At 67.6% G+C, this 16,532-nt stretch carries 15 protein-coding genes; 6 read left to right on the forward strand and 9 right to left on the reverse strand.

Features of this window, described 5'->3' with window-relative positions:
* Positions 1-7: 7 nt before the first annotated feature.
* Positions 8-1,480 carry an Rv2578c family radical SAM protein gene (locus GC106_RS08200; RefSeq protein ID WP_173126177.1) on the reverse strand — a complete coding sequence of 491 codons (1,473 nt, stop codon included), beginning with the start codon at positions 1,478-1,480 and terminating at the stop codon, positions 8-10.
* 190 nt (positions 1,481-1,670) lie between these two features.
* Between GC106_RS08200 and GC106_RS08205 the strand changes: the two genes are divergently transcribed.
* Positions 1,671-2,519 (forward strand): helix-turn-helix domain-containing protein, encoded by an 849-nt coding sequence (locus GC106_RS08205; protein ID WP_173126180.1) that lies wholly within the window; start codon positions 1,671-1,673, stop codon positions 2,517-2,519.
* On the opposite strand, the gene GC106_RS08210 is transcribed toward GC106_RS08205, so the two are convergent.
* From GC106_RS08210 to GC106_RS08220, 3 genes are read right to left on the reverse strand one after another with little or no spacing between them, the layout of a single operon-like run.
* Complete coding sequence (locus GC106_RS08210; protein WP_173126183.1) at positions 2,516-4,705, reverse strand: xanthine dehydrogenase family protein molybdopterin-binding subunit; 2,190 nt, start codon at positions 4,703-4,705, stop codon at positions 2,516-2,518. The genes GC106_RS08205 and GC106_RS08210 overlap by 4 nt on opposite strands.
* The gene (locus GC106_RS08215) at positions 4,702-5,658 is read right to left on the reverse strand and encodes an FAD binding domain-containing protein (RefSeq protein ID WP_173126186.1); all 957 of its coding nucleotides are present in this window, start codon (positions 5,656-5,658) and stop codon (positions 4,702-4,704) included. The genes GC106_RS08210 and GC106_RS08215 overlap by 4 nt, the downstream gene beginning before the upstream one ends.
* Positions 5,655-6,128, reverse strand: a complete 474-nt coding sequence (locus GC106_RS08220; RefSeq protein ID WP_173126662.1) for a (2Fe-2S)-binding protein — start codon at positions 6,126-6,128, stop codon at positions 5,655-5,657. Before GC106_RS08220 ends, GC106_RS08215 begins: the two co-directional genes overlap by 4 nt.
* 138 nt (positions 6,129-6,266) lie before the next feature.
* Here GC106_RS08220 and pnuC point away from each other — a divergent pair, with 138 nt between their 5' ends.
* From pnuC to GC106_RS08235, 3 genes are read left to right on the forward strand one after another with little or no spacing between them, the layout of a single operon-like run.
* Positions 6,267-6,908, forward strand: coding sequence for a nicotinamide riboside transporter PnuC (gene pnuC / locus GC106_RS08225; RefSeq protein ID WP_173126189.1), 642 nt, complete (start codon positions 6,267-6,269; stop codon positions 6,906-6,908).
* Positions 6,905-7,990, forward strand: a complete 1,086-nt coding sequence (locus GC106_RS47595) for an AAA family ATPase (RefSeq protein ID WP_173126192.1) — start codon at positions 6,905-6,907, stop codon at positions 7,988-7,990. The genes pnuC and GC106_RS47595 overlap by 4 nt, the downstream gene beginning before the upstream one ends.
* A 24-nt stretch (positions 7,991-8,014) precedes the next feature.
* Positions 8,015-9,328, forward strand: a complete 1,314-nt coding sequence (locus GC106_RS08235) for a YibE/F family protein (protein ID WP_312872535.1) — start codon at positions 8,015-8,017, stop codon at positions 9,326-9,328.
* Here the strand turns inward: GC106_RS08235 and GC106_RS08240 are convergent.
* Both GC106_RS08240 and GC106_RS08245 read right to left on the reverse strand, forming a co-directional pair.
* Positions 9,285-9,917 carry a hypothetical protein gene (locus GC106_RS08240; RefSeq protein WP_173126197.1) on the reverse strand — a complete coding sequence of 211 codons (633 nt, stop codon included), beginning with the start codon at positions 9,915-9,917 and terminating at the stop codon, positions 9,285-9,287. The two genes, GC106_RS08235 and GC106_RS08240, sit on opposite strands and share 44 nt — an antisense overlap.
* A complete protein-coding gene (locus tag GC106_RS08245; protein ID WP_173126665.1) occupies positions 9,918-10,619 on the reverse strand; it encodes an MBL fold metallo-hydrolase in 702 nt (233 codons plus the stop codon).
* A gap of 118 nt (positions 10,620-10,737) precedes the next feature.
* Here GC106_RS08245 and GC106_RS08250 point away from each other — a divergent pair, with 118 nt between their 5' ends.
* Both GC106_RS08250 and GC106_RS08255 read left to right on the forward strand, forming a co-directional pair.
* Complete coding sequence (locus tag GC106_RS08250; protein ID WP_173126200.1) at positions 10,738-11,574, forward strand: peptidylprolyl isomerase; 837 nt, start codon at positions 10,738-10,740, stop codon at positions 11,572-11,574.
* Positions 11,575-11,699: 125 nt separating this feature from the next.
* Positions 11,700-12,374 carry a helix-turn-helix domain-containing protein gene (locus GC106_RS08255; RefSeq protein WP_173126203.1) on the forward strand — a complete coding sequence of 225 codons (675 nt, stop codon included), beginning with the start codon at positions 11,700-11,702 and terminating at the stop codon, positions 12,372-12,374.
* On the opposite strand, the gene GC106_RS08260 is transcribed toward GC106_RS08255, so the two are convergent.
* The 3 genes from GC106_RS08260 to secF all read right to left on the reverse strand — a co-directional run bounded on the left by GC106_RS08260 (position 12,350) and on the right by secF (position 16,532).
* Entirely contained in the window at positions 12,350-14,665 is a 2,316-nt protein-coding gene (locus tag GC106_RS08260) for a RelA/SpoT family protein (RefSeq protein WP_173126205.1), read from the reverse strand. The genes GC106_RS08255 and GC106_RS08260 overlap by 25 nt on opposite strands.
* 111 nt (positions 14,666-14,776) lie before the next feature.
* Positions 14,777-15,292, reverse strand: a complete 516-nt coding sequence (locus GC106_RS08265) for an adenine phosphoribosyltransferase (protein ID WP_173126208.1) — start codon at positions 15,290-15,292, stop codon at positions 14,777-14,779.
* Positions 15,293-15,305: 13 nt separating this feature from the next.
* On the reverse strand, positions 15,306-16,532 hold the full coding sequence (gene secF, locus GC106_RS08270) for a protein translocase subunit SecF (protein ID WP_173126211.1): 1,227 nt from the start codon (positions 16,530-16,532) through the stop codon (positions 15,306-15,308).

A 16,532-nucleotide genomic window follows, 5' to 3' on the forward strand; every position in this document is an offset into this window, starting at 1 on the left:
GAGCAAATTACAACTTTTGGTTGAGGCTGTCCACATTTTGTTGAAGCATGAGTTCCAGCTGCTCGGACGCGACGGGCGGCGATGCCGGCGTGGGCTCTGGCATGCTGCCGCGCGGAAAACTGCTGCCTTGCAGGCCGTACTTGCGCACGAGCGGCCTGACCCGTTCGGCGAGCCAGTCGCGGTACGTCCGGCTGGCGTAACTGCCGCGCGCGTAGATGCTCCGGTAGTCGTCGAGCAGGTCCGGGCGCTCGCGCGTCAACCACTCCGTGAACCACTCCCGGGTCCCCGGCCTCAGGTGCAACGGGATCATCGTCGCGCCGGTCGCGCCCGCCGCGGCGACCTCGGCCAGTACCGCTTCGATCTGCTCACGGGAATCGGTCATCCTGGGGATCACCGGCGCGATCAGCACACCGCACGGCAAGCCGGCGTCGGTCACCCGCTTGATCATGTCGAGCCTGGCCTGCGGGCTGGGCGTGCCGGGTTCGAGCCGGTGCTGCAACTCGCGGTCGATCAACGCGAGCGAGACCGCGATGCCGACCGGGACTTGTTCGCTGACTTTCGCCAGCAACGGGATGTCCCGCACCATGACGGTGCCCTTGGTCAGGATCGAGAACGGCGTACCGGACTCCGCGAGCGCCTCGATGATCCGTGGCATCAACTTGTAGCGACCCTCGGCACGCTGGTACGGGTCGGTGTTCGTTCCCATCGCGACGTGCTCGCGCCGCCATTTCGGTGAGCGCAGTTGTTTGGCGACGACTTCCGGCGCGTTGACCTTCACCACGATCTGGGTGTCGAAGTCACGTCCGGCGTCGAACTCCAGGTACGTGTGCGTGTTGCGGGCGAAGCAGTTGTGACTCACCACGCCGTTGGCGATGAAATCCCCCGTGCCTGTGGTGATGTCGTACATGACGACCGGGTCGCCGAGCGGTTCGATGTTCGCGACGGCAAGCCGCGGTTCGATCACGCCGTCGATGTCGGTGACGAGCCGGACGCCTGCGGTAAGGAACGGTTGTCCGGTGATCCCTTCGATCACCTGCTGCCAGCCCTGCTCGGTCAGCAACCGGTGGTCGGCACTCGCGACGAGCGTTGTGCCGTCTTCGAGCGTGACACGGAACGCGGGTTTGACGGTCGTCCAGTGCGCGAGAACGCGCGTCGGCACACGCAGGCGGTGGTTGCCCAGCCTGCCGGTGCCGTAGATCTCGTCGCCGATCTTGACGTCGGCCAACGGACGGGTGGTGCCGTCGAGCATCAGGATCTCGGTGTCGCCCGCGAGACAGTAGGTGCACGCGTGCGAGCAGCCGCGGTACGGGTTGATCGTCCACTGGAACGGCATCGACGAGCTGTTCGGCACCCGGTTGATCACCGACTTGGCATGCACCTCGTGGAATGTGATGTCGGCGAACTCGGGTGTGCGAACCGTCCGCACCAGCCCCGGTAAGGCCAGTTGCCCGCGATCGGCCCGTTGAGCGTCCCAACGCATGACCGGGATTCGAACATACGTTCGAGTCGGTGTCAAACTTTGTACAGGTTTTGTACGCCGGTACGCGACAGTGATCGTCAGCCGGCGGCGCACAACCCCCCAGGCGCCGCCGGCCGCCAACTCCTGTCGGTTTCCTGTCGCCTCCCGCCCATCGCCCGACGACCTCGAAACGGCCAGGAAAATCGGCGTCATGACGACAGACCAGTGTTCGGTTCGTCAACCAGGGGGACGCTATCTCCCGATCTTCGAGCGCCAGTGGGCCGACGTGCGGATCCAGATCTCCCGGTGGCGTTCCGGCCCTGCCACCGAAGGTCTCAGCCAGCTCGATGATCACACGGTCTTCGTCACCCTGGCGGGCGCCACACATCGAACCGTGGTGACTCTGGACGACGGCCAGCGTTATGTCGGGGCCGACTTCCCGGGCGCCGTCACGTTCCTTCCCGCCGGTGTCCGGCGGCATACGCGCCACGAGACCGGATTGGTCGAGTTCATCGCGTTCCGCCTGCGCCAGGACCTGATCCCCTCGGATTCGACCCAACTGCGGGCGTTCACCAACCAGCCCGACCCGGTGATCCACGACCTGGCCTGGAAGTGCCGTGACGAGACACGGGTGAACGGCGGGCCGAGCACGTTGTTCGTCGACAATCTCGCTACGACGTTGTCTTCGCACCTGGTGACCAAGTACTCGGCTTCGTCACCTCGACCGAAATCCGTCGTCGTCGACCGGCGACGGTTGCTGTACGTCCTCGACTACATCAAGGACCATCTGGCCGAGGACTTGCGACTGGCCAAACTCGCGACGTTGGCCGACATGGACGTCTACCAGTTCGCGCGCGGTTTCAAGCGGGCGACGGGGCAGTCGCCGCACCGCTACGTGATCGGCCAGCGGGTGGAACGGGCCGCCCTGCTGCTGGCCCGCTCCACCCGGCCGATCTCCGAGATCGCGCATGAGGTCGGGTTCGCCAGCCAGGCCCACCTGACCACGACGTTCCGCAAAGTGGTCGGCGAGACCCCGCTGGCATACCGCGAGGATCGTTAGAGCAGCTTGTCCGGAGTGATCGGCAGGTCACGCACGCGGCGGCCGGTCGCGTGGCAGACCGCGTTCGCGATCGCGGCGGTCGCGCCGTTGCTGGCCAGTTCACCGACACCTTTGGCGCCGATGTCGCTGGCGGCCGGGTCGGCTTTGTCGACGAACGCGATGTCGACGTCCGGCACGTCGGCTTCGACCGGCACCAGGTAGCCGGACAGATTCGCGGTCAGGATCCGGCCCAGGTGCTCGTCGACGATCGTGTGCTCGGTCAACGCGGTGCCAAGGCCCCAGATCATGCCGCCGATGGCCTGGCTGCGCGCGGTTTTGGCGTTGAGCACGCGACCGATGTCGAACGCTCCCACGAGCCTGGTCACCCGCACCTCGCCGGTCGCGTCGTCCACTGTGACCTCCGCGAACACCGCGCCGTACGACCTGCTGATCCCAGGTGCGGCCGGCCAAACGGCCTCGCTGTCGACCGGACCATGCCGTCGCAGAACGTCGGCATACGTTTCGCGGCGGCGTGGATCCAGGCGATGGAAGAGTTGTCCGTCGGCCGCGGTCACCTGCGCGGCGGGTATGCCGTACAGGGGCGATCGGTGGTCCGCGACGGCGATCGCGATGACCTTGTCTTTCAGAGCACTTCCGGCGTGGTGCGCCGCGGTGCCCACGCTCGCGGCGGTGCGCGAGCCAATGCTCGGAGCACTCGGTGCGAAGTTGGTGTCACCGAGTTCGAATCGCACCGACTTAGCGGGGACGCCCAGGGCGTCCGCGACCGTCTGAGTGACGATCGTGTACGTACCCGTGCCGATGTCCTGAGTCGCGGATCGCACCAACGCCTTGCCGTCGGCGTCCATGCGGATGGACACCGTCGCGGCGCTGACGTATGTCGGATGGAACGCGGTCGCCATGCCGACGCCGATCCATCCTCCGTCCCGGCGCGTTGAGCGCGGTCGCGGCAGACGGTGGGGCCAGTCGAACAACTTCGCGCCGAGCTCGTAACAGTCTCGGAGGAACTTGCCCGTCCCCCAAGGCTGCGACGGGTTCTCCGGATTATGCGTGGAGTAGTTGCGCAGGCGCAGCTCCAGTGGGTTGACACCGGTCGCGTGACTCAGTTCGTCCATGATCGACTCGAGCGCGTACCCGCCGACGCTCAACGGCGCCCGCATTGGCGTCGGCGTCCCGAGGTTGAGTCGCACGACCCGTCTGGTCAGCTCCGCGTTCGGGCACGCGTACAGCTGTGTCGTGGCGTCCATCTCCTCCCAGGACACCTCGTTGAGCATGGACGTCTGCGACACGGCACTGTGCACGAACGCGGTGATCGTGCCGTCCCGTGTCGCGCCGACAGAGAGCTCTTGAACGGTCTCGGCGCGATGACCGTGCATCGTGTACGACTGCGCTCGGGTCAGCACGAGCTTCACCGGCCTGCCGAGGCTTCGGGCGATCGCGGCGGTGATGAACGTGTGCGGCCACACGTAGCCCTTGGCACCGAAGCCCCCGCCGAGATAAGGCGAGACGACGCGCACCTGCTTCTGGTCGACGCCGAGCATTTCGGCGGTCTTCTGCCGGGTGAACGCCAGCGCTTGGGTGGTCTCGTACAGCGTCAGGTGGTCACCGTCCCACACCGCTGTCGTCGCCGTCGGCTCCATCGGGTTGTGGTGCTGCATCGAGGTCCTGTACCTGCCACTCACCCGCACCGGCGCCGTGGCCAGCGCGCCGTGCGCGTCGCCGCGGCGGTATTCGTACCGGAGATTGAAGGGGCCGCGCTCTGGGATGAAGGCTTTGTCCAGATTGGCCTCGACGGAGATCTCCGGTGTCTCCACCGCGTAGTCGATCTGGATCAGCGTGGCCGCGTACCGCGCCCGTTCCAGGGTGTCGGCGATGACGACCGCCACGATCTGTCCACTGTGATAGATCACGTCGTTCTGCAGCGGAACATGCGTCTGTCCGTAGATCCAAGGGTGCTTCGGCGGTTGGTACGCGAACCTCGGACCGTTGTGATGCGTGATCACGCTGAGCACGCCGGGCGAACGGGCGGCCTGCCCGGTGTCGATCCGGATGATCTTGCCCCGGGCGATCGCGCTCGTCACCAGGACCGCGTGCGTCAGTCCCGGGATGTGCTGGTCCGCCGCGTATTTCGCGGCGCCGGTGACCTTGGCGGGCCCGTCGACCCGATCGAGTGGCTTGCCGATGATCACCGTGCACCGTCCAGCGCCGCCCGAACCGTCCGTTTCAGCAGCTCGATCTTGAATCCGTTGTGCCTACGGGCGCTCGCTCCGCGCACCGCCACCTCCGCGGCCTCGTCCAGCAGACGGTCAGTCAACCGCCGGCCACGCAACACGTCCTCGGCGTCGACGGACCGCCACGGCTTCGGCGCCACGCCACCGAACGCCAACCTCACGTCCTGCACGACCCCATGACGCGTATGCAGCAATACGGCGACTGAGACCAGCGCGAATTCGAACGACGCCCGGTCACGGACCTTCACGTACCGGGAGGTGCCCGCGGCCCGGGGAATCTCCACGCCGGTGATCATCTCGCCGTGCCGCAACACGGTCTCCACCTGCGGAGTGGCGCCGGGAAGCACGTAGAAATCCCTGATCGGCACCGGCGGGCGGCCATCGATGAGCACGCGCGCGTCCAAAGCCGTCAACGCGACGGCGAGGTCAGACGGGTGCACCTTGATGCACGAATCGCTGCCACCGAACACCGCGTGCCACCGGTTCTCACCGTTCACGGCCGGACAGCCGCTGCCCGGCGACCGCGTGTTGCACGGCATCGCGGCATCGCGGAAGTACCAGCACCGGGTGCGCTGCATGAGGTTCCCCCCGATGCTCGCCATGTTGCGCACCTGTCCGGACGCCGACGCCATCAGCGCCTGCGAGACCAACGGAAAACCGTCTCGGACCAGCGGGTGCCGCGCCACGTCGGTCATCCGCGCCAGCGCGCCGATCCGCACCATGTCCGCGTGCTGCGTGATCTCGGCCAACGGCACCGGGTTCACGTCGACCACGAGATCCGGTGCCTGCACACTGTCCTTCATCAGGTTCAGCAACTCGGTCCCGCCGGCGACGAACGCGGCGCCTGGCCGACGCGCCAACCGGACCGCTTCGGTCACGGACGTCGCCCGGGCGTACTGGAAGTCCTTCATCCCGAGACCTCCCGGATCGCCCGCACGATGTTGGGATACGCGCCGCAGCGGCACAGGTTGCCGCTCATCTGTTCGCGGACCTGCGCGTCCGAACCCGGTTCGCCTTCAGCGAGCAGACCGATCGCGGACATGATCTGACCAGGCGTACAGAACCCGCACTGGAACGCGTCGTGCCGGATGAACGCCTCCTGCAACGGGTGCCGGACACCCTCGATCGTGGTGATCTCCGCGCCCTCCCGCATCACGGCGAGGGTCAGGCACGACTTGATCCGCCTGCCGTCGACCAGCACAGTGCACGCGCCGCATTCGCCTCGGTCGCAGCCCTTCTTGGTGCCGGTCAGCCCGATCTGCTCACGCAACGCGTCCAGCAACGTCACTCTCGGCTCGACGTCCAGCACATGTTTCTCGCCGTTGACGGTCAACTCGACGCCGGTCGACGCCGAAGCCGTCGCCGACGCGTTGACCGTCATCCCGGCGGCGACGCCCGCCGCCGCAGTGCCTGCCAGGACTCGCCGTCTGGAAATCCCCTCATCAACCATGCGCGCATACAACCCGCGATCGGGGAAAACGGTCTTCCATGTTCTTGCGCGGCTGAGATGATCTTCAGCATGTCGCTACTGGACACGTTGCTGGTGCCGTTCCGCACGCCGGCGATCACGCTCGGCGCCACCAGCACGAGCTGGGGCGAGGTGGCGGGGTTCGTCACCGGTGCGTTGTGCGTCTGGCTGGTCGCCAGACAGAACGTGTGGAACTGGCCGATCGGCATCCTCAACAACATCGCGTTCCTCGCCCTGTTCATGACCAGTGGCCTGTACGCGGACGGCTGGCTGCAGGTCGTCTACATGGCGCTCGCGATATACGGCTGGTGGTCGTGGCTGCGCGGCGGTCAAGCGCACACGCACCTTCCGGTCAGCCACACGACGAGCAGCCAATGGCGGGCCCTGCTCGGGGCGGGTGTCGCCGGGACGGCGCTGCTGACGTGGATCCTCGAGACGCACACCGACTCGACCGTGCCGTTGCCGGACGCGCTGACGACTGTGCTCTCCCTGCTCGCCACGTGGGGCCAGGCCCGGAAGAAGGTCGAATCCTGGTGGCTGTGGATCACCGCCGACCTGATCTACATTCCGCTGTACGCCTACAAGGAGCTGTGGCTCACGGCGATCCTTTACGTCGGATTCCTGGCGTTGTGCGTCCTGGGACTGCGCACCTGGCGGGCCGACCTGCGAACACGGGAGTCGGTGGCGGCGTGAAGCGGTTCCAGCACGCGTTGGTGCTCGGCAAGTTCTACCCGCCGCACCTCGGCCATCATCTGCTCGTCCGAACCGCCGCGGCCGCGAGCGAACGCACCACGGTCGCCGTTCTCGCGTCCAGCGTCGAATCGATCCCCCTGGCGTCCAGGGTCGCCTGGCTGACCGAGGAACACAGTGGCGATCCCGGTGTTGTCGTGCTCGGTGACATCGACGAACACCCGACCGACTTCGAGGACGACGCCATCTGGGAGGCACACGTCGCCATCGCGCGATCGGTGTTGTCCCGCCGGGCGATCCAGGACGGCAATCCGTCCGCCGCGGCCGTCGACGCCGTGTTCACCTCGGAGGATTACGGCCCCGAGCTGGCCAAGCGCCTCGGTGCCCAGCACGTCGCGGTCGACCCGGGGCGCGGCACGCATCCTGTTTCCGGGACCGCGGTGCGCGCGGATCCACGGGGTCGTTGGCAGGACCTGGCCCCGGCGACCCGGGCGGGCCTCGCGGCGCGGATCGTGGTCGTCGGCGCCGAGTCCACCGGCACGACAACGCTGTCCCGCGCTTTGGCCGACTACTACCAGGTCGCTTGGGTGCCGGAGTACGGCCGTGTGCACACCGAAGAGAAACTCGCGGCCGCGAGAACGTTCGACGCATCGGCCACAATCGACAATCTTGTGTGGACGGTCGGGGATTTTGTGGACGTGGCGGCGTGCCAAGCGCGTGCGGAGGACGAAGCCGCGCATATCGGCCCCGTTCTTGTGTGCGACAACGACCCGTGGGCCGCGACCGTCTGGTGCGAGCGTTACCTCGGTCGCGCCTACCCTCAGGTTGCTGACGCCGTAGGCGACCGGCGTCCCGCGCTGTACCTGCTGACCGACCATGACGGCGTTCCGTTCGAGCAGGACGGTTGGCGCGACGGTGAGCACTTGCGCGAATGGATGACCGAGTTGTTCGTTCGCCGGCTCGACGAACGGGGCGTGCCGTGGGTGCGGCTGACGGGGAGCAAGTCGGAGCGCTTGGCTCAAGCGATCCAGGTTTGCGACGACGTGCTCGTAAGACACTTCCGCTACGCCGATCCACTGGGGTGAAGCACGAGAAGGCAGGATGTGCCCGTGCACGACGACACCGTCCCCATTCCCCGTGTGACCGACGAACCGGAGAAACCCGCTGACCGCGGCCGCCGCCGCGATCGCCGGCACAGTCACGGCCACGGGCATGGGCACGGGCATGGGCATGGGCCGGTCGAGCCGGCGTCACGGAACGTCCGGCGGTTGCTGACCTGGCTGCTGCTGCCGTTCGCGCTCGCTTCCGTCGTCGGCGTCGTCCTGCTCTACCCCACCGGTGAGACCCCGTCACCGGTCAACGGTAAGCAGGTTCCAGTCCGCGGTGAGGTCGTCGCCGCATCGTTCGGGTCGTGTGACGGCGGCGTGCAGGTCGGCACGCCGGATCCGGCTTGTCTGGTGATCACCGTCCGGATGAGCGACGGCCCTGCGCCCGGACGCGAGATCATCAGCCGGTCACCGAACGAGCCGAGCACCCCGCGGTTCGCCGTCGGCGACAAGATCGTGTTGTCGTACTCCGGCGGCGACCCGGTCAAAGGTGAGTCGTACCGCGTCGTGGACTTCCAGCGGGAAATGCCGCTCGCGGTGCTGGCGGGCCTGTTCGCGCTCGCGATCCTCGTCCTCGGCCGCTATCAGGGGATGGCCGCGTTGATCGCGCTCGGCCTGAGCTTCGCCGTGCTGCTGCTGTTCGTGCTTCCGGCCATCCTCGCCGGCGAGAATCCGTTGCTGGTGGCGATCGCGGCCGCCGGATTGATCATGTTCATGGCGCTGTACCTGACACACGGTTTCTCTGCCAGAACATCGACGGCCGTGCTCGGCACGATGATCAGTCTGATCCTCATCGGCCTGCTGGGCGCGTTGTTCTCCGCGGTGACCAAGTTGACCGGGCTCGACGAAGACACCGCGACGTTGCTCGGCTCGCTCGGGCACGGCCTCGATGCGCGCGGGTTGTTGCTGGCGGGGCTCGTCATCGGCGCGCTCGGCGTGCTTGACGACGTCACGGTCACGCAAGCAAGTGCCGTGTGGGAACTTCGGCGGGCGAATCCGTCACTGAGCTGGCGCGAGCTTTACGCCGCCGGGCTGCGCATCGGCCGGGACCACGTGTCGTCCGCCGTCAACACGCTCGCGATGGCGTACGCGGGCGCCGCGCTGCCGGTGCTGCTGTTCTCGTACCTGTCGGGCGCCGGTCTCGGCACGGTCCTCGGATCGCAGTCGATCGCCCAGGAGATCGTGCGCACCTTGGTCGGCAGCATCGGGCTCGTCGCCTGCGTACCCGTGACCACGTTCCTCGCCGCCATGATCGCCAGCCGCGAACCGGCCGCTACTCCAAAGAAGCCACGAACTTCGTCACGGCCTCCGGCCTGAGCCGGACCGCCAGTTTGCCCGACGGCGCGGCCTTGGCCAGCTGGTACAACGGGCGGCCGTCGAGGCCTTCGCCGCGTGCCTCGGCCTTCAACTGCGCCACCAGCAGTTCGGAGATCACCAGCGAACCGGTGTTCGCGCTGGCCGCGAGCGCGTCAGCGAGTTTGCGCAGCGCGAAGATGCCCAGTTCGGCGCCGCCTGTGCCGGAGTACGAAGCGACCGCCATGTTGATGCCGCGGCTGCGTGGCGTCTCAGCGACGAGCATGCTGACCGTGCGCACGCTGCGGACGTCCATCACGACCATCTCGACCCGCTCGGCCTTGGCCAGGTCGACGGCACGACGGCCGAACGTCCGCAGCACGACCTTGGTGCCGTCCAGCCACAGTGTTCTGCGGACCTGCGACCAGCTGAACACCAGCAACGGCACGGCGACGACCCCGGCCGCCACCAGGCCGGCGACCTGTCCGAAGATCAGGCCGATCACGCCGCCGACGGCGGCCGCCAGGATCACGATCGCGATGACCGCCATCCGGAAACGCTTTCGCACGCCGGCCCGGTCCAGCAGGTCCAGCGACAGGTTCTCGTTCGACATTCAGAGCCCCCGCAACGGGCCCGGCACCGTCGAGCCCTCTTCCAGTCCCGCGAGGAACGGATTGATCGTGCGCTCGCGGCCGATCGTCGTGGTCGGGCCGTGCCCCGGCAGGACAACCGTTTCGTCGGGCAACGTCAGGATCTTCGTGCGCAACGACTGCGCCATTTTCCGCACGTCGCCGCCCGGCAGGTCGGTCCGGCCGATCGACCCGGCGAACAAGGTGTCACCGGCGAACAGCAGCCGGCCGCCTTCCTCGGTACCGCACCGGAACGTCACCGACCCCTGGGTGTGGCCCGGCGTGTGGTCGACGGTCATGCTCAGCCCGGCCAGGTCGAGCACGGCCTGGTCAGCCAGTTCGCGTACTTCGTTCGGTTCGCGCATCGCCAGCTTGCCGCCGAAGAACGCCGCCGACTCCGGGCTGATCCCCTTCAGCGGATCGGACAGCAGCTCGCGGTCGTCCGGGTGGATCCACGCCGGGATGTCGTCACCGTCGCAGATCGGGGCGACGGCGAAGCAGTGGTCGAAGTGACCGTGCGTCAACACGACCGCGACCGGCGTGAGGCCGTGTTCCGCGATCGCCTCCGCGACCGGCTCGGCAGCGTCCTGACCTGGGTCGACGATGACGCAGGCCTCGCCTTTGCCCGGCGCGATCAGGTAACAGTTGGCCTGCAGGGCTCCGGTGGGAAAGCCGACGACAAGCACGCGCACGTCCTCTCGGGTGAATACCGCCACCCTACTGTGCGTCCCCTCTACACAGTCCTTACCGGGGGTGCAAATAGACTGCGCCGGCTAGCAGACGTGAGGGCCAGGGAGGGTGCAGGTGCCGACGAATCAGCAACGCCGGGAGGCGGCCAAGCGGAAGCTGGAACGCCAGCTCGCCCGTAGGGCCGAACGCGCGAAAAAGCGCCGGATCATGGCCACCGCCTTAACGGTCGGCGGTGTCGTCTTGGTCGTCGGCCTGATCTACCTCTTGGTCGCGCTGAACAGCGGTGACAGCACCGACACGGCGTCGGACACGTCGACCGAGCCCACGCCTCCCCCGGCCGAGACGACGACCGGTCCGTGCAAGTACTCGAAGGACCCTGCCAAGCCCGCGTCCAAGCCGGTCGACGCACCGCCGGACGCCGACCCGACGCCGAACGCCGGAACGGCGAAGGTCAACGTCAAGACCAACCAGGGTGACATCCCGCTGACCATCGACCGCGCGAAGGCGCCGTGCACCGCGCAGGCGATCGAGCACTTGGTCAAAGCCAAGTTCTACGACGGCACCACCTGCCACCGCCTGGTCAACTCGGCCTCGCTGAAGGTGCTGCAGTGCGGCGACCCGACCGGTCAGGGCAGCGGCGGCCCCGGCTTCGAGATCAAGGACGAACTGGCCAGCCTGCCCAAGCCGGCGGACGGGCAGCAGGCAGTGCCGTACCCGAAGGGCACCCTGGCGATGGCCAACGCCGGGCCGAACACCAGCGGCAGCCAGTTCTTCATGGTCTACGGCGACAGCCAGCTGCCGCCCAACTACACGGTCTTCGGCACCATCGACGCGCCCGGTCTCGCCACGTTGGACAAGATCGCGGCGGGCGGCATCACCCCGGGCCAGAACGGTCCCGAGGATGGCGCCCCGAAGAACGCGGTGAACATCGAGACCGCCACCATTTCCTGATTTCGTCCGAGCACAACGGCTCCGCTCGCCAGTCCCGGGCGGAGCCGTTGTGCTGTCGGACCCCTGGATTACCGTTGTCGGCGTGGCGCCCAGACGGGTGACGGTGCCGACCTGACGGAGCTGTGATGTACCGGGAGTACGAGCCGCCCGAGGCCGAAGCGGTCCGCTGCGTGTGGACCAGCACGAAGGTCGGTGTGCAGCGAGTGATCCCGGACGGCTGCATGGACATCATCTTCAACGGCGAGAACCTGGTCGTCGCGGGCCCGGACACCGAGGCGTTCCTCACCGAGGCGACCGGGACCGGCGTCGGTGTGCGGTTCCAGCCCGGGGTGGCGCCGGGTTTCCTCGGCATCCCGGCGCACGCGATCAAGAACACCCGCGTGCCGCTGGCGGAACTCTGGCCGACGGACCGAGTGCACCGACTACTCGGCGAATTGCACCGAGGCAAGCCGGGGCGATCGTTGCTTCGCGCGGTGCAATCCGCCGAGCCAGACCGGTTCGCCAACCGCGTGCGTCAGTTGGTCGCGAGCGGCGACGTGCGCGGCATGGCGGACGAACTCGGTATCACCGAACGGCACCTGCATCGCAAGTGCCTGGCGAAGTTCGGTTACGGCCCGAAGACGTTGCAGCGGATCGTGCGGTTCTCCGCGGCGATGGAACGCGTCTACGCCGGGAAGCCGTTCGCGGAAGTGGCGTACGAAGCCGGGTACGCCGACCAGGCGCATTTCTCGCGGGACGTGAAAGCCCTGGCCGGCGCGACGCTGACGACGCTGGTTCAGGACGCGGACGTCACCCGGTAGACGTCGTACACGCCCTCGACGCTCCGAACGGCCTTGAGCACGTGCCCGAGGTGCTTCGGGTCGCCCATCTCGAACGAGAACCGGGAAACCGCCACCCGATCACGTGACGTCGTCACCGACGCCGACAGGATGTTCACCCGTTCGTCGGCCAGCACCTTGGTGACGTCGGACAACAGCCGGTGCCGGTCGAGCGCCTCGACCTGGATGGCCACGAGGAACACCGACGAAGCCGAAGGCGCCCATTCGACGTCGACCAACCGCTCAGGCTCGGCAAGCAGCTCGTCGGCGTTGGTGCAGTCGGTCCGGTGCACGCTCACCCCGCCGCCGCGGGTGACGAAACCGAGAATGTCGTCGCCCGGCACGGGGGTGCAGCACCGCGCGAGTTTGACCCACACGTCCGACGCGCCCTTGACGACCACGCCCGCGTCACCGGACGCACGGCGACGAGTGACCGTCGACGGAGTCGCGCGCTCGGCCAGCTCCTCCTCGGCGTGCTCGACGCCGCCGAGCAACGCGACGAGCCGTTGAACGACATGGCGCCCTGACGTGTGTCCCTCACCCACGGCCGCGTACAGCGAAGTGATGTCCGGGTACCGCAGTTCACGGGACAGCGCCGTCATCGCGTCGACCGAGACAAGCCGCTGCATCGGCAGACCGACCCGGCGGACTTCCTTGGCGATCGCGTCCTTGCCTGCCTCGATCGCCTCTTCGCGGCGCTCCTTGGCGAACCACTGCTTGATCTTGGCCCGGGCCCGGGGTGACGCGGCGAACTGCAGCCAGTCGCGGGACGGACCGGCTCCCTCGGCCTTCGAGGTGAAGATCTCGACGACCTCGCCGTTCTCGAGCTTGCGCTCCAGCGCGACGAGCCGGCCGTTCACGCGCGCGCCGATGCACCTGTGCCCGACCTCAGTGTGCACGGCGTACGCGAAGTCGACCGGGGTCGACCCGGCGGGCAACGTGATGACGTCGCCCTTCGGCGTGAACACGAAGATCTCGCGGGTGGAGAACTGGTAGCGCAGCGACTCGAGGAACTCGCCCGGGTCGGCGGCCTCACGCTGCCAGTCGAGCAGCTGACGCATCCACGCCATCTCGTCGACCTCGACGGCCTTGCTGTCGTGGGTGCCGCGGGTCTCCTTGTACCGCCAGTGCGCCGCGATGCCGTACTCGGCCGTGTGGTGCATGTCGTGCGTACGGATCTGCACCTCAAGCGGTTTGCCGTCCGGGCCGATCACGGTGGTGTGCAGCGACTGGTACACGCCGAACCGCGGCTGGGCGATGTAGTCCTTGAACCGGCCGGGCATCGGCTGCCACATGGCGTGCACGACGCCCATCGCGGCGTAGCAGTCACGCACGTCCTCGACCAGGAGCCGCACGCCGACCAGGTCGTGGATGTCGTCGAAGTCGCGCCCGCGCACGATCATCTTCTGGTGGATCGAGTAGTAGCGCTTCTGCCTGCCCTCGACCGTGCACTTGATCTTGGCGTCGGTCAGGTGCTTGTCCAGCTCCTCGATCACCGCGTTGAGGTAGTTCTCGCGGGACGGGGCCCGGTTGGCGACCAGCCGGACGATCTCGTTGAACTTCTTGGGCTGCAGGATCGCGAACGCGAGGTCCTCCAGCTCCCACTTGACGGTGGCCATGCCCAGCCGGTGCGCCAGCGGGGCCAGCACCTCGAGGGTCTCCTTGGCCTTGCGCGCCTGTTTCTCCGGCGGCAGGAACCGCATGGTGCGCATGTTGTGCAGCCGGTCCGCCAGTTTGATCACCAGGACGCGCGGGTCCTTGGCCATCGCGATGATCATCTTGCGGATGGTCTCGGCCTCCGCGGCCGTGCCCAGCTTGACCTTGTCCAGCTTGGTCACGCCGTCGACCAGGTGCGCCACCTCGTCGCCGAAATCGGCTCGGAGCAGTTCGAGCGAGTAGTCGGTGTCCTCGACCGTGTCGTGCAGCAGCGCCGCGACCAGCGTCGTGGTGTCCATGCCCAGCTCGGCGAGGATCGTCGCGACCGCGAGCGGGTGGGTGATGTACGGGTCGCCGGACTTGCGGCGCTGATGCCGATGCTTCTCCTCGGCGACGTCGTACGCCTGCTGGAGCAGCCCGAGGTCCGCTTTGGGGTGCAGTTCGCGGTGCACCGCGGCCAACGGTTCGAGCACCTGCTTGACAGGGGCCGCGCGCTGCGCGGTGATCCTGCGGGCCAGCCGTGTGCGGACACGACGGGTCGCTGAAGGCGGCCTGGGGACGGCCGCCTGTTCCGGGGCCGGTTTCAGGCTCGCCGCGGACTCCACGTCATGACTCACTCACACGCTCCCGCACTCACCAGAGCCGTCCGGGCCACGACTGAGGCCCGTGTACCGAGAATAACGCGTTGGCCCTGGTGACCATGCCTGCTTCGCGCCAGGCGGCGGTCCTCACACGGTGAGTAGCGTGTCGAGTTTGCGTCCGGCCAGTCGGCTGCGACCGTCCAGTGCGCCGATCTCGAGCACCACTGTGATACCGGCCACTTCACCCTTGGCAAGTTCGACCAGTTCACATGCGGCGGCCGCGGTGCCGCCGGTGGCCAGGACATCGTCGATGACGGCCACCCGCTGGCCCGGTTCGATCACGCCCGCCGGGATTTCCAGCTCCGCGGTGCCGTACTCGAGCGAATACGACGCCTTGCCGCCGACCACGGGCAGCTTGCCCGCCTTACGGACGGGGATGACGCCGAGCCCGAGGGAGTACGCGACGGCGGCGCCGAAGAAGAAGCCCCGCGCGTCGATTGCGACGACCGTATCGACGTCGTCCAGCGTGCCGGCCATGGCGTCGACCACCGCCTTGAACGCCGATGGGGTGCCCAGGACGGGCGTGATGTCCTGGAACATCACGCCCGGCTCGGGAAAGTCGGGCACTCGCCGGATCAGGGCGAGTGCCTCCGTCAGATCCATGCAGGCACGTCCATCAGTGCTTGCGCTTCCCGCTGGGCCGCTTGCCCTGCGGCTGGCCCTGCCGACGGCGCTGCTCGGCCGCACTCGGGTTGCGGACGGGCACGCCACCGGCGGCGCTGAGCGCGCGCTCCTTACGCAGCTCCGAAGACAGCGACTCCTCGTCGAACGACTCCGGCTTGTCCGCCACCTCGGCGCCCGCGGCCCGAGCGGCGAGGTTGGCCCGGCGCGCCTGCACGCGCCTGGCCTGCGCCTGGAACTTCGGGTCACGCATGGTCAGGTCCACCAGCAGCGGGGTGGCCAGCGCGATCGAGGAGATCAGGCCGGCGAGCATACCGGTCAGCTGGACCAGCGCGAGGTCCTGCAGCGTGCCGACGCCCAGCAGAATGGCGCCGACGACCAGCAGGCCGATCACCGGCAGCAACGCGATCAACGCGGTGTTGATCGACCGCATCAGGGTCTGGTTGACCGCCAGGTTGGCCGCCTCGCCGTAGGTGCGGCGGGTCAGTCCGAGCAGGCCACGGGTGTTCTCCTTGACCTTGTCGAACACGACCACCGTGTCGTACAGCGAGAAGCCGAGGATGGTCAGCAGGCCGATCGCGGTCGCCGGGGTGACCTCGAAACCGATGATCGAGTACACACCCGCGGTCACGATCACGTCATGGAACAACGAGACCAACGCCGCGAGCGCCATCCGTCGCTCGAAGTACAACGCCAGGAAGATCGTCACCAGCACGAGGAACACACCGAGCGCGATCAGTGCCTGCTGGGTGACCTCACCGCCCCAGGTGCCGCTCACCGCGCTGTCGCTGATGGCGCCGTTCGGCTTGAGCTGATCGGTCATCGCCGTCTTCAGCCGGGAGATCTCGTTCTGGCTCAGCGTCTCGGTGCGGATCTGGATGGAGGCTGTGTCGCCCACACCCACGGCCTGCACGGAGCTCGGCTCCTTGCCGAGGGTGTCCCGGTAGACCTCGGTGACCTGCTCGGTGCTGATCGCCCCGGACGCACCCTGCGCCTGCAACTGGAGCTTGGTGCCGCCGGCGAAGTCGATACCGAAGTTGAAGCCGCGGAAGATCACCGAGGCCAGGCAGACCAGCACCAGTACCGAGAAGAAGATGTACCAGCGCTTGCGGTTGCCGATGACGTCCAGCGCGCCGTTGCCGACGTAGAGCCGCTGGAAGAACGACCCTCGCTTGGCCGGTGCGGCCGTGGCTGTCGTCTGAGTCTTGTCCTCGCCGGCCAC

The sequence above is a fragment of the Kibdelosporangium persicum genome (assembly GCF_013280595.1).
GTDB classification, from domain to species: Bacteria; Actinomycetota; Actinomycetes; order Mycobacteriales; family Pseudonocardiaceae; genus Kibdelosporangium; species Kibdelosporangium persicum.